This window comes from Aquimarina amphilecti (assembly GCF_900109375.1).
GTDB lineage: Bacteria > Bacteroidota > Bacteroidia > Flavobacteriales > Flavobacteriaceae > Aquimarina > Aquimarina amphilecti.
This window is the reverse complement of sequence record NZ_FOAB01000005.1, coordinates 507,012-521,232: the sequence shown is the minus strand read 5'-3', so window position 1 is coordinate 521,232 and position 14,221 is coordinate 507,012. Positions and strand designations below refer to the sequence as shown.

The window sequence follows — 14,221 nt, the reverse complement described above, 5'->3', positions numbered from 1 at the left end:
TTTATTGATTCTTAAAAATAGTTTTCTGTTGTTCTGTTCTTACAGTATCTTCGTATCATGCTCGAATTAAAATTAAAGCCTGATCTCATCGAATGCGGTACTGACGAGGCTGGTCGCGGTTGTCTGGCAGGACCCGTAACCGCTGCAGCCATCATATTACCGGATGATTTTAGCAATGATATCTTAAACGATTCTAAACAACTTAGCGAAGCTAAACGAAAAATACTAAGACCACTATTAGAAGACTGCTCTATCACCTATGGTGTGACACATATTTATATGGAAGAAATCGATACAATTAATATTTTAAATGCTTCTATATTAGGTATGCAAAAATCAATAGAGCAATTAACACCTCAACCTGAGCATATTTCCGTAGATGGAAATAAATTCAAACCATATCATAATATACCACATACTTGCGTTATTAAGGGTGATGGTAAGTATATGAATATCGCTGCGGCATCTGTATTAGCAAAAACATATCGAGATGAATTCATGGAAAAGATTCATGAAGAATTCCCAATGTACAATTGGAAAAAAAATAAAGGATACCCTACTACAGAACATCGAGAAGCCATACGAAAGTATGGAATCACTAAATATCATAGAAAAAGTTTTAGATTATTACCAGAACAGCTTACGCTAGAATTCAAATAATTATCTTTGGTCTCTAAGAGGCTTTTGAAAACTGTTATTACAAAAAAGAAAGTTATTAAATCATAATGACAACTTGAATAAAATCAAGAATAAAAAGGAAAACAAACACATGAAAAAAATAGTTGTAATTCTACTATCCACAATTGTTTTAGCCTGTAACACCACTGCCGAAAAACCGAACACTCTTATTGATTATATCCCAAAGGATGCTCAAGTAATCCTAAAAATAAACGATTTAGAGCAAACAAAAAACATGTTACGCGATAATGATTTTTATAAGAAAAATAAGGATTTAACTTTATTTACTTATTTCAAAAGTCTTCCTGTGTTAGATCAAATTAACCAATCTAAAGGTTTATTATGTTTTTCGCCTATTGGTAAAAACGATTTTGAATACACCTATATTTCAAAATTTGATCCATTAATAATTGGCAAAGATTCTTTAAACCAAAGAACAATTGAAACTATAAATTATTCGAATAAAATTATACATAAAGTAATTTCTGGCGAACATATTTTCTATGCTACCAAACAAGATAGTCTATTAATTGCTTCTTCCTCTCAGATATTAATTGAAAACGCTATCAGGCAACGAGAAAATAAAATCCCAGTACAAGAAGATCTTATTAAAGCGTATGAAGTTTCGGATTCAAAGAATCCTTTAGCAGTTTTAGCGAATGGAAAAGAACTAAAAGAAATTCAGAATTCGTTATTACCTAATAATAGTCTATCTGCGCTATCTAACTTTAGTGGTTGGATTTCTGTAGATGCTAAACTAGAACAGAATGCCATATATATTGATGGGATCGCAATAGAAAAAGATTCTTTATCTACTACTATTGGGGTTTTTGATAACACTATTGCTCAGGAAAATCAAATTGCAAAGATAACTCCAATTACTGCTAATGGTTTTATTTCCTATACATATGATGATTTTTATATACTTAAAAAGAACTTAGCGCTAGCTCAGGATAGAGAAATAGAAAATATTCCTGACGACCTTGATGAATTATTCTCTGGAGTTTCCGAAATCGGAATGATTTTTACAGAAAATGAAAATGTAGTAACCCTAACTTCTTTGGTACCAGAAAACACTTTAGAACAACTTGCTGGGGCTCCATCAGGAGCATACAGAAACATTGATATTTTTAGTTATAATGAAACCACTACATTCTCTGGATTATTAAAGCCCTTAATCCCTGAATTTGAAGCTAAGTTTTACTTTAGTTATGAGAACCAAATTGTATTCGCTTCTTCTAAAAATGGCCTACAAACGATTATAGCCAATATTCTTAACAAAACAGTTTTACAGGAACAAACATATTATTCAAATACATTAGAAAAACTTTCGGATGAGTCATCAGTTTTAATGGTAGGTACTGCCAAGCATATCAAAGATTACATCACGAATAATGCAGAAGAATCTAAACAAAAACAATGGACTGAAGCCAAAACCAATGGATACCAAATTGGCGCTTTGCAAATAATTAAAGAAAATAATTTTGCTCATATCCACGGAGTTTTACAAAAAAATATTGCTAAAGGATCTGCTACTTCGGTAACGCAAACAACATCTACTACATTAGAGAATAAAATTCTTAATACACCTACATTAGTACAAAACCATAGAACCAAAGGGATGGATATTGCTGTTCAAGATGTGGACAACAACCTTTATTTAATCTCTGACAAAGGAACTATTTTTTGGAAAAAACAAATTAATGGAGCCATTATGGGGGATGTCCAGCAAATCGACATCTATAAAAATGGCAGATATCAGTTATTGTTTAATACCGAAAACACTTTATATTTAGTCGACAGAGATGGAAAAGATGTTACTTCTTATCCTAAAAAGTTTGAAAAAGCGATTACACAACCGTTATCATTATTTGATTATGATAAAAACAAACGCTATCGTATTCTTATTACACAAGGTAATGAAATTACAATGCTAGATGCGGAAGGAAAAGTGGTAACTGGTTTTGGATTTAAAGCTACAGAGACGAATCTAATATTGCCTCCTAAACATATTCGAATAGGAAGTAAAGACTATATCCTTATATCGGAAGAGAATGGAAAATTAAACATTTTAGATCGTTTAGGTAGAACTCGAGTAGATGTAAAACAAAATGTAGATTTTTCTAAAAATCAATGGCAACAATATCAAAATAAATTTACCTCAACAGCTAAAGATGGTAAACTAATACAGGTTCAAACTGATGGCTCAGTTACTTTAGTCGATAAAGAATTAAGCGCAAATAGTTCATTAGTTTCTACTAATAAAACCTTAGTTACTTTTTCTGAAAACAAATTATCAATTAAAGAAAAAACGTTAGAGCTAGATTTCGGAGTTTATACAGAACCTCAGATCTTTTATATCAATAACAAAATATATGTTTCAATCACTGATAAACAATCCAAGAAAGTATATTTATATGATAGTAACGCAGAATTGTTTCCTAATTTCCCAGTATATGGAAACTCTATAATTAGTCTCGGTAATATAGATAAAGATAAGAATCTAGAATTTGTGGTTCAAGGAGAAGAAAATAGTGTTCTAATTTATCAGATAAACTAACATCTATTTAAACTTTATAAAGATTTTATGTTGACTTTTTAATAGTACGTATCACTAATGTGAAATAACGTAATTAAAATGTCATGAAAACTTCAAAAATTTTATTCTTATTTCTACTCTCATTATTACAGTTCTCCTGTGATACTGATGATGATAGTATTTTTACCGGTCCTCCTACATCAGGATTAACCTTTAATTTAGAAACCAACCAAGACCAAATGGGGGATTTCTTTTGTAATTCTATGGCCGTTTATGACGGAAAAATTTGGTCAACTGGTGGTGACAATAGCTACACCAACGGTATGGACTATAGTGATGACGTGTGGACAAGCACAGATGGTATCGCTTGGGTATCCGAGACAGACAATTTAACACAACAACTTTGTGGGCATACACTTACTGTTTTTGACAACAAACTTTGGCTTATTGGCGGAGAAAACAATGCTGGTGATTGGCAAAATTATATTGGAAATTCTGATGAAGTTTCTAGCACAGCACCCTTTGGAGCTGTTGCCTACCACCAAACAATCGTCTTTAATAACAGAATGTATGTGATAGCGGCTGATCCAATTACAGAAAATACCAAAGTATGGTCTACAGAAGATGGTGCATCTTGGGTAGAAGAAACTGCCAATGCATTTTCTGGTCGTGTATCACATAAAGCTATTGTTTTAAACAATGCTATGTATGTAATCGGAGGTGAAAATATTAGCAGTACAAAACTTAATGAAATATGGAGAAGTACTAATGGAAGAGATTGGACATTACTTTCTAACAACAGTTCAATCTTCCCTGGTATTAATGGACATACTGCCACTGTATATAATAATAAGGTTTGGATTATCGGGGGACGAACAGCTACCGATTTATTCACTAATAATATCTACTCCTCCTCAGATTTAGAAAATTGGATCCAATATGATGGGGTTAATCCTTTAGATCCATTAGTTGCTCATAGCACTTTACTCTATAACGATGCTCTGTGGGTATTTGGTGGTAGAATTGATGGTGGTGTAACCGGAAAAATATGGAGTATTCAAGAAGATTAGTATAACCATTCTACTTTTCAATCAATCTCGAAAAAGAACAATTTTAAACATTTTAACCATGAAAACTATCAGTACATTTCTAATGGTATGGATCGTTATGGCTACTCAGGCACAATCTATAGACATTAGTGTAATATCTAACGCTGGCGGTACAGAAAGTAATACATCAAACATACTTTCTTTTACTATCGGAGAAACCTTTACAGAAACGATTTCTAATTCACAATCTATAGATCAAGGGTTTTGGTCAGGTATTGGTTCTTTAAACCAACTTTCTACAGAAGAGTTCCTTACAAATATTGGAGTCATTAGAATCCACCCAAATCCTGTATCAGATTTCTTTACGATTAGTATTCCAGATATTAATAATTACACGATTTCTTTATACAATCTTAATGGACAAGAAGTAATTACTAAAGAAGTCAATGCAACACTAATTGGTCATCAAATTAACATTAGTTCATTAGCTCAAGGAACATATATACTGAGACTATCGATTCCCGAAACTAACGAAAACAAAGTATTTAAAATCATCAAAAAATAACCTCATTTTATAAATTTTAAAATCATGAAAAAAGTAATAAATAATATTATAATAATCAGTACACTATTATTGTGCACATTAATCTCCGCACAATCCGTGCAAAAAAACTTTATCAACTACCAAGGAGTGGCTAAAAGCGATAGTGGTGATATTCTCTCCGAAGAATCTATTAATATACAAATAGCCATCAAATTTGGAGCACCAGATATCGCTGCGAGTTATGTAGAAAACCATACAATTACTACCAGTACAAATGGTGTATTCGCATTATTAATTGGTAATGGAACTGCTGTTACAGGTGACTTCGACACTCTGCAATGGGGAGGAATTGCATCTTATGTAACTGTATCCTTAAACGGAGCAGAAATTGGAACCAACGAATTAATGGCAGTTCCTTATGCTATAACATCCGGTGACACTAGATGGGTATCTAACGGAAATGATATTGAAAACATCAATAGTGGTAATGTAGGTATCGATCGAACTCCAACCGCAAAACTGGACATCAATGGAGATCTAAAATTAGAAAATGGAACTTCTGCAAATGAAATTTCTATCGATCCAACTTTAGGAGGCAATAGCAATAATGCCATCCCAACAGAGAGAGCCGTAAAAACCTACGTTGATAATGCCACTGCAACTACTACACCCGTAGTTTTTAAAGTTAGAGGTAATGGTTTTGCTGTAAAAGATCTAGATGCCAATACAACGATAGAAACCGATATCTGGGATATCAGAACCTACGATACGCGCAACGCTTTTAATACAACTACTAAAAGATTTGTGGTTCCAGAAAGCGGATATTATTATCTACATGCCGTAGTAAGACAATCTAATACTGTTACAACTTCTTTTTTTAGAATTAGCTTTAATGTGGATACAGGTATCGATTTTACTCAAATTGTGGATGGAGACGATGTAAAAATAGATGTAAGTGGTATCTATTTCCTCAATGTTGGACAAGAAGTATTTGTATCCCTAAGAAATTTTGGAGCTGGCGACGTTAGAGTAGATGGTACTGGTAGCTGGTTCGAAGGATATAAAATCAATTAACCCCAACCTATTTGATTTGTTTAGTTTTTAGTCAAAGAAAGCCGAGGTATTTTATACTTCGGTTTTTTGGTATATCATTTCTGCTTCAAACAATTTTATAAAATGTTTCAATAATTTTTCTTTCACTTCTTCTACATTCACTTTTTCAACCCCCAATTCTACATTTAGAGATGTAACTGCTTTGTCATTAATCCCACAAGGAATAATATTATCGAAATACCCAAGATCTGCATTTACATTAAATGCAAAACCATGCATAGTAACCCATCTACTAGCTCTAACTCCAAGTGCACAAATTTTACGAGCAAAAGGAGTACCTACATCTAACCAAACTCCTGTTTCTCCATCACTTCTCACTCCAGTAATTCCATATTCCGCTAAAGTTAGGATTACCATCTCTTCCAGTAAACGTAAATATTTATGAATATCTGTGAAAAAATTATCCAAATCCAGAATAGGATATCCTACAATCTGTCCAGGTCCGTGATATGTAATATCACCTCCACGATTTATTTTATAAAAAGTAGCTCCTTTTTGCTTTAGCTGCTCCTCATCTAATAGTAAATTACTAATATCGCCACTTTTACCCAACGTATATACATGTGGATGCTCTACAAAAAGAAAATAATTACTGGTATCTAGATTAGCATCTTCCCTTCTATTCTTAATTTTTGTGTCCAAGATTCCTTTAAAAAGCACCTCCTGGTATTCCCAAGTGTCCTTAAAATCTTTTAACCCTAATTCTTGTAGTTCTATCTTCTTATTCATCAATGCAAAGATACGAGATTAAAAAAGTTCTTCTCTACATTCTAAAACACTAAAAACCATCTACTTATTTATAACTATATTTGCCACCTTTTTAATATATAAACCCCAAAATATGAAGCATTCATTACTTTTAGTATTTCTTTTCATTTCCGTATTTTCTTTTGGCCAAAAAATAAAAGTCAAAAAAGGAGAAGTCTTTATTGACAAAGTAAAAGTTGCACACATTGAAAAAATAAAAGCAAAAGGACTAAGACATTTTCAGATAAGTGACTTAGACAAAAACCCTATATTTAGAGCCGGAGATTTAAAAGTAGCGTCTTTACTTTTTCATTCTGATAAGTCATATCCCTACAATGCATTTTTTAGAGATGAAGCGAAAGATACCCTATTAATAAATTCTAAACACCACTATTTTCTATCTAAGAAGAAAATCTTTAAACTTGCAATGGAGATGGGTATTTTTACTCCAGAAGGTTTTCAGACAACAAAGTTTGAAGAACTTGTTGAACAAACACCTAAAAGACCAGAAAGAATACTAAAAAAACTAGACAAAGAACGTAAACTGCTAAGTGGAAAAGGACATAGAGTAGAACGTGATTTTAATGATCTAGATATCCACTTAATAGCTTTTCCTTCTGAGAAAGCGTATAGTCAACTAAATAAAAGTATGGTTGATCAGGTAAAGTATAACATTTATATTGGTGATCCTCATGTAGAAGAAGGCGATCATACATTAATTGGTTCTGCTATTCGCGAGGTAGGTACTGTAAGTGGTGAGTACTTTTTTATCTTCAACACTAAAAAGTTCCCATTGGCCTCTTATCATTCTATGACTTTTAAGATATACGGAAACAAAAAAGAATTAGGGATTATGGATCATGATATCAAACTATCTATGGGAAGTAAAAGAAGTGAAGCCATAAAAGAAATGGTTCGCGAACTTATAAAAAGAGGAAAAATATAATCGTTTCTTATCTTATAATACAAAAGGTGCTGTTCTCGGAACAGCACCTTTTGTATTTATATTTTACTATTCTACAGTAATTATTTCTCTAACTCTACCTCTACATCTAATACGGTAGGGTCAGCCATATATTCTAGGAAACCAACTTCTAGTGTAAAACTCTTTCCATCCTGGCTAAACATTGCTTTTTCTGACGATATCTTCTTAATTTTTTTCGGAAAATGATAATTAATTTTATACTTAGAACTTGCTAAAAACATTTTCATTTGCTCTAAACTATCCAAGCTCATTTCTAGTTTATCCTTATCTAAGATTTTGGTAATCCTTTTAAACTTATTTTCTCCATAGGAATAAATCACTTCAGTAGGATCTTCTCCTTTAGAACCTGCCAATGGATCACCTGCAGGACTCGCTTTTTTCTGATTACCAATGGTAGATGCAGTCTTAAAACTATTAAATACATCCCCTAATTCTTCCACTTTTTTAAATTCTGAGTACAAATCGAATTTCATCTCCTTGGACTGTGGATTCATTAGCATATGCATCTTAAAACTCTCTAGTTTTTTGAGTTTTTCCTGCTCCTCCTTTGGTAATTGCGCAATACTATCTTTTTTCTCTTCTAAAAAATCTTTAAAAACTAAGGTAGAATCGATCACTTCTTCTTTTCCTTCAGTGATTTTATCACCTCCCATTTGCATAATTTCGGAACCGTCAAAATTGAAAGATATCTTTCCTGTTCCATCTTCATTAATATGTAAATCTTCAGAAAATTGGCATCCCACCAATAGAATTGTCACCAAAAATGCCTGTATTAACAGGGAAACTTTTTTCATATGTTTCGTTTTTTTAATTTTAAGAAATTAACTAAAAGTTATTTATTAGGATTATTTATGATCACCAATGCTGCTATCACACCAGGAACCCATCCACACAAAGTTAATAAAAGTACGATTATAATTGATCCGCATCCTTTATCTAAGACAGCCAATGGCGGAAAAAAAATCGATAATAAAACTCTCCAAATACTCATAAACAAAAATAGATTAAATAATATAATTATAGGTAGTCTTATATCTCATTATGTTACACCTCTATCTTAAAATTATTTTTATATTGGGTTAGTTTCTAAAAAGTTTGACATTATTCTATGAAATGGATCAAAATTATCCTTTGGATCTCCTTTTTAATCTCCTCTCCTACAATTTGGAGTCAATATCAATTTTCAGGGTATGTTGATAACAGTAATAAAGACAGTAATGTCTATTTATCACTTATAGAAGATTACAGAAAAATGTCTGGTATCTATCCAGAACAAATTATCCAAAAAGTAATTCCGGACTCTATGGGATATTTTGTATTTACAGAAAATAATCTCCCTACTCAAAACAGGATATATAGAATACACACGGAAAATTGCTCAGAAGAAGATAAAGAATCCATTCATTTTAATGGGATTTGTCTAAATAGTAAAGAAATTCTTTTTATTGCACAAAATAAAGATACGATCTCACTCCCATTTACTATAGAAGAAGAAGTGTTCTGCGAAGTTGTTTCTACTAATGAGCGGAGTAATATGTTTCTTAAAGTAGATTCTATTGTAGAGGATATGCGGTATTCTTTTAGTTCGTATAGAAGTGAAGCTAATAGAAAAGTAAATTCTAGAAAATGGTTTAATACGTTACAGGAATTCGGAAAAAGCCAGCAAGAACCATTGACAGAGTTATACATTTATTCATTCTTATCCAATAAATCTAATAATTTATACACCTATTATTTACAGGATCTGAAGCAGAATACTTATTATGATGAACTATTAGAACGATTAGAAGAAAAGTATCCTGATAGTCCTTATGTAAAACAATATAAAACAGAGTTAGGTGCTGATAAATTTTCTGTAGAAATCACCCCAGAAAAAACTACTTCGTATTGGATATGGATTATATTATCTTTATTAATTGGGTCCATAGCATTAAACCTTTATCTATTTCAGAAGTTAAAAAAACAACAGAGTTCTTATAAACTAGCTGAACGTAAACTTACCCAACAAGAGAAGAAGATTTTAGATCTAATTCTACAAGATAAAACGAATAAAGAGATCGCTTCTTTACTATTTTTAAGCGTAAGCACTATTAAAACACATATCAACAACCTTTATAAAAAAATAGAGGTCGAAAGCCGAGAAGAGGCGAAAACACTGTATAAAAACAGGTAATTCTCATTTCTTTATTTTTTAGATTTCAAAATTCCATCGGGGGTCTAGTCCCTATTTCCACCTTGTTTTCATTGGATTTTTGCTCACATGTCTAGAGTTTTGGTTCAGAATCAAAATTCAAAAAAATAGTAATAACTAAAACATTCTAAAGACATGAAAACCAAGATTACTTATGTATTAGCCTCCATTATTTTCTCTTTTGCACTATCATCTTGTGGTAATTCAAACCAAGATAATACAGCAGAAACACTTGCTATGCATACTGAGCCAAACGAGCAAAAAAGCAATACTGCTGTTGCGGTGATGACCTTCTCAGAAACCGAATTCGATTTTGGTACTGTAGCAGAAGGTGATATTCTGGAGCATACATTTTCATTTACCAATACAGGTAATGCGCCTTTGGTTATTGTGAATGCAAAGGGAAGTTGTGGCTGTACTGTTTCTAATTGGCCAAAAGAACCAATTGCGCCTGGAGCAACCGAAAAAATGTTGGTAAAATTCAACACGAATGGTAAACCTAATCAACAAAATAAACAGGTAACGATCACAACCAACTCGGCTGTAGGAAAACAAATCCTAAAAATAAAAGCTATGGTAACTCCTAAAATTAAAAATGCTGTTAGCGGCATCCCTTTAAGCAAATAAAACACTATATCTCCAACCCAAGTATCATAGATAATAATCAAATTCTATAAAAACTTGGGTTGGTCATATATTATCATAAAGAATACATCCTATAATCCTACTCTAATGAAAATAATCATACAATTATTGATTTTATTATCAATCACTACGCATACCTATTCGCAATCATTTAATCAAGAAATAACGAACGCTAAAGGAACCTCTAATCTCACGGGAAAAATTAATTTCGAAAAATTAAACACAGCTCCATATGGCACTTGGTTCTCTAAAAATTATGAGTCCTATACTCCTAATGAACAAGTAATAAACTCTATAAAAACAGACTTGCCAAACTATACTATCAAAATATTTATGGGAACCTGGTGTGGAGATAGCAAGAGAGAAGTGCCTAAATTTTATAAAGTTCTACAAGCAGCTAACTTTCCGCTAAACAGATTAACTACAATCGCGGTAGATGCAGATCGCGAACATTACAAACAGAGTGCTGGAGGTGAGCACGAAGGTTTAAACATTCATAGAGTGCCAACATTTATATTTTATAAAGATGGCAAAGAAGTACAGCGTATTGTAGAATCTCCTAAAACAACCATTGAGGAAGATATTAAAAATATCCTATCTGGAAGTTATACTCCGAACTACTACTCCGTAACTAAAATGAATACTATTATTACTACAAAAGGATCTGATTTTTTATCCGAGAATTCAGAAAGCGTAGTAAAGGAGTTAAAGGATATCACAGAAAGCATGTATGAATTAAATACCTACGCTAATGTGTTGTTTTTTGCTGGTAAACAAACGGATGCTATAGAAATACTAAAATTTAATACTTTATTATTTCCTAAAGAGGCGGATGGGTATATAAGTCTCGCCAATAAACTAGCAGTAACCAATAAACTACCAGATGCTATCCGTAACTATGAACGTTCTCTGGATTTTAATAAGGACCAAAGAATTGTGGATAAAGTCAAAGAATTGAAAAAATCACTATAGTAAAATACACTCTTAAAAAAAGAAAGTACCTATTAAGACAAAAGTAAAGCGAACTTAGTTCGCTTTACTTTTTGATTGTTTTAAAAAAGACCACAAGCTGGATGCTCTGGTAATACGCATAGACCGTTACAGCAAATGTGATCAGGAACTCCACAAAAAAAGGAATTAGGAGTAGGGCATTCTCCATACTCTCCATCAAAATAGAATCCACCATTAATCCCTTTTTGTACAGATTTGTTTAATACTTGAATGCCGTCGATCTTTGAAATTTTTTTGAACATAATATATTTGTTAAGGTTAATAACAACAATATATTATGTTTACAATTTCAATCTATGTTAATTGTTATTTTTTAACAGAAAAATTCCCTGTTTAACAATTCTTAAAGAACAGTTGGTTTTGATTATTTTTTATTAGAAAGATGTAATCTCCTCAGAAATAGGTTTGATATCCATATGTCTTTTAATCTTATGTTTAACCTTAGGCATATAATCTCTATACTTTTCTAATGAGATCATCTGTCTAAAACCATAGATATCATCTCCTCCTCTACCACCTCCACGATTACTAGCAAAATATCCCATTTTGTTTTCTTCATCAATAATAAAGGTAAAATCATCCGCTGCACTATTGATTGGTGCTCCCATATTATACACTTGCCAACCAGAACGTTGTCGATTCGGTAATACCATAAAAATATCAAGACCACCAAAACCTACGTGTCCATCACTAGCAAAAAACAATTTACCTGTGTCACTCACGTGTGGAAACGTTTCTCTCCCGGCAGAATTAATAAGACCTCCTAAGTTTTCTGGAGTGCCGTAACTTCCATCTTCATTAACTGCTACTACATAAATATCTGATTTACCATAACTTCCTGGCATATCACTGGCAAAGTAAAGGTATTTACCATCTGGAGATAATGCTGGATGCGCAGTAGAGTATTCATCGCTGTTAAATGGAAGTTCTTTTACATGTTTCCATTTACCGTTTTCGTACGTTGCTTTATATATTTTTAATAATACACAGCCTTTGGTATTTCTTTTAAATTTTCTCTTAGAGTAATTGTTTCTAGTAAAATATACCGTTTTTCCATCTGGGCTAAAAACAGCCGAAGATTCATGAAACTTAGTATTAATAGCGCCTTTTAATTTCTCTATCCCTTTGTCAGGAATGTTTTTACTGGTTCTGTATAAATCCAGAAAAGGTTCATTCGTTTTTTCCTGTAGAATAACAGACATAGACTTAGCATTACGAGAAGAAGCAAACACTAATTCACCTTTATAAAAACTAGGTGCATAATCCGAGTTTTTAGAATTAATCGGTAATGATTCTATGATAAAATTTGCCGAAGTACTAGATTCTGTAGGCAAATCCTCTGATACAAAATTATGCCCCTTAGTCTCTAATGAGCTTTCTGAACGGATTGATGATACGGCTACCATAGGAGTAGCGTTATTGTTTTTTAAGTTGGCTGTTTCTGCAAAAGCATATTCGTATTGAGTTTCATTAGCGATTGCTAATTGCTTTTGTTGAGAAAATGTTGAATTCAAAAGAAAGAAAAAAACCAGCCCCAAAAGGTTTTTTTGCAATGTCATTGATTACTTTTTTGTTGGTTAAATACAACTATATTGTCAACTTTTATAAAACTATTGTGTACCAGTAGACGTCCTTCTCTACTGTATTACGATAAACAAATATTTGATTTTTATAAAAATTACAATGCTGCTATCCCCATAGCATTCGTTGTACACTTTTTGTGTTACACAATGCAATGTACTGATCCTTAATTAAATAAAATGTTAAAAAAGAAGAAAATAGTTTACAATATTAATATTGTTGTTAACAACTACAAGAAATTGCCTTTTATAATCTTAGTTATTCTATGACTGGCACAATAGCTAAGAGAAGTTTAACCCCTAAAATTAGTACCATAAAATCATTATCGAATTTCGTATGAATATTTATATTTCTCCCTTCGGCTCTGCTCAGGGTTCGGAATAAACCGTAATTCGAGGGCTGAGCGCAGCCAAAGTCCGATATTCTTTAATAAAAATAATCCTTCACAAAACAAAAAACCAGGTACAAATCAATGTAACTGGTTATTTACTATTTATTTTTTTAGGACGAGACATATTTAGTTAATCCTAACAGAAAACCATCACTATCAATTTCTAGGATAGTATGATCATCCTGATAATTTCTGGCACTGCTATATTTCCAATCTACAGGATCGCTTACAAAACCAGACCCCACAGGATTAGTATGGATATAATCTATTTTTTGCTGTATCACCTTATCCGTCCATAGCTCTATAGGTTTGTTATGCTGCTGCCAGAATTGCCTATTGGTAACTGTAACATTATTCTTACCTGCTTTTTCGAACATCCATAACAACCATTCTTTCCTACTTTCTTGTGGGTTATTTTCTATTGCTTGTATTACTTTTTTAGCCGTATATTTTTTAAAGTCGCGTATCAACCCAGAAGGATCATCATTACCAGAACGAAAAACTAAATGAATATGACTGGGTATAAAACAATATGCATATACCTCCATACTTTTTTCTTTTCTACAATAATCAATACTTTGTGCAAGAATAGATAGGTATTTTTCTCTAGTAAAAACATCTATCCAATAAACGGTAGCAAAACTTACAAAATATAACCCCGACTTATTATGAAATTTATAGTTTCTACTCACTTTACCAAAATACAAAAAGCTACTATTATAAGTGTAGTAGCTTTTTGCTTTATCT

At 32.2% G+C, this 14,221-nt stretch carries 15 protein-coding genes; 9 read left to right on the top strand and 6 right to left on the bottom strand.

The annotated features are described in order from the left end of the window. The first annotated feature begins 57 nt into the window (after positions 1–57). From BMY33_RS15730 to BMY33_RS15710, 5 genes are all read left to right on the top strand, one after another. Entirely contained in the window at positions 58–660 is a 603-nt protein-coding gene (locus BMY33_RS15730) for a ribonuclease HII (RefSeq protein ID WP_091410285.1), read from the top strand. 109 nt (positions 661–769) lie between these two features. Further along, the gene (locus BMY33_RS15725; protein ID WP_091410283.1) at positions 770–3,238 is read left to right on the top strand and encodes a hypothetical protein; all 2,469 of its coding nucleotides are present in this window, start codon (positions 770–772) and stop codon (positions 3,236–3,238) included. 83 nt (positions 3,239–3,321) lie between these two features. Further along, complete coding sequence (locus tag BMY33_RS15720) at positions 3,322–4,287, top strand: Kelch repeat-containing protein (protein ID WP_091410282.1); 966 nt, start codon at positions 3,322–3,324, stop codon at positions 4,285–4,287. A gap of 58 nt (positions 4,288–4,345) precedes the next feature. Beyond that, positions 4,346–4,831, top strand: a complete 486-nt coding sequence (locus BMY33_RS15715) for a T9SS type A sorting domain-containing protein (RefSeq protein ID WP_091410280.1) — start codon at positions 4,346–4,348, stop codon at positions 4,829–4,831. Between the two features lie 24 nt (positions 4,832–4,855). Further along, entirely contained in the window at positions 4,856–5,884 is a 1,029-nt protein-coding gene (locus BMY33_RS15710; RefSeq protein ID WP_091410278.1) for a hypothetical protein, read from the top strand. Positions 5,885–5,935: 51 nt separating this feature from the next. On the opposite strand, the gene lipB is transcribed toward BMY33_RS15710, so the two are convergent. After that, positions 5,936–6,652, bottom strand: coding sequence for a lipoyl(octanoyl) transferase LipB (lipB, locus tag BMY33_RS15705; protein WP_091410277.1), 717 nt, complete (start codon positions 6,650–6,652; stop codon positions 5,936–5,938). Positions 6,653–6,764: 112 nt separating this feature from the next. Here lipB and BMY33_RS15700 point away from each other — a divergent pair, with 112 nt between their 5' ends. Next, the gene (locus BMY33_RS15700) at positions 6,765–7,616 is read left to right on the top strand and encodes a hypothetical protein (protein WP_027395374.1); all 852 of its coding nucleotides are present in this window, start codon (positions 6,765–6,767) and stop codon (positions 7,614–7,616) included. Between the two features lie 80 nt (positions 7,617–7,696). On the opposite strand, the gene BMY33_RS15695 is transcribed toward BMY33_RS15700, so the two are convergent. Further along, positions 7,697–8,449 (bottom strand): hypothetical protein, encoded by a 753-nt coding sequence (locus tag BMY33_RS15695; protein ID WP_091410275.1) that lies wholly within the window; start codon positions 8,447–8,449, stop codon positions 7,697–7,699. 38 nt (positions 8,450–8,487) lie between these two features. Next, positions 8,488–8,646, bottom strand: coding sequence for a YqaE/Pmp3 family membrane protein (locus BMY33_RS15690; RefSeq protein WP_081415682.1), 159 nt, complete (start codon positions 8,644–8,646; stop codon positions 8,488–8,490). A 117-nt stretch (positions 8,647–8,763) separates the two neighbouring features. On the opposite strand from BMY33_RS15690, the gene BMY33_RS15685 reads away from it, so the two are divergent. The 3 genes from BMY33_RS15685 to BMY33_RS15675 all read left to right on the top strand — a co-directional run bounded on the left by BMY33_RS15685 (position 8,764) and on the right by BMY33_RS15675 (position 11,463). Next, on the top strand, positions 8,764–9,828 hold the full coding sequence (locus tag BMY33_RS15685) for a response regulator transcription factor (RefSeq protein WP_091410274.1): 1,065 nt from the start codon (positions 8,764–8,766) through the stop codon (positions 9,826–9,828). A gap of 153 nt (positions 9,829–9,981) precedes the next feature. Then, positions 9,982–10,473: a DUF1573 domain-containing protein gene (locus tag BMY33_RS15680; protein ID WP_091410272.1), complete on the top strand. Its 492-nt coding sequence runs from the start codon at positions 9,982–9,984 to the stop codon at positions 10,471–10,473. 105 nt (positions 10,474–10,578) lie between these two features. After that, complete coding sequence (locus BMY33_RS15675) at positions 10,579–11,463, top strand: thioredoxin family protein (RefSeq protein ID WP_091410270.1); 885 nt, start codon at positions 10,579–10,581, stop codon at positions 11,461–11,463. An 80-nt stretch (positions 11,464–11,543) separates the two neighbouring features. On the opposite strand, the gene BMY33_RS15670 is transcribed toward BMY33_RS15675, so the two are convergent. From BMY33_RS15670 to BMY33_RS15660, 3 genes are all read right to left on the bottom strand, one after another. Further along, positions 11,544–11,744: a hypothetical protein gene (locus tag BMY33_RS15670; RefSeq protein WP_091410268.1), complete on the bottom strand. Its 201-nt coding sequence runs from the start codon at positions 11,742–11,744 to the stop codon at positions 11,544–11,546. A gap of 132 nt (positions 11,745–11,876) precedes the next feature. After that, the gene (locus BMY33_RS15665) at positions 11,877–13,061 is read right to left on the bottom strand and encodes a TolB family protein (protein WP_091410267.1); all 1,185 of its coding nucleotides are present in this window, start codon (positions 13,059–13,061) and stop codon (positions 11,877–11,879) included. 523 nt (positions 13,062–13,584) lie between these two features. Next, a complete protein-coding gene (locus BMY33_RS15660; protein ID WP_091410349.1) occupies positions 13,585–14,166 on the bottom strand; it encodes an REP-associated tyrosine transposase in 582 nt (193 codons plus the stop codon). Positions 14,167–14,221 lie beyond the last annotated feature (55 nt).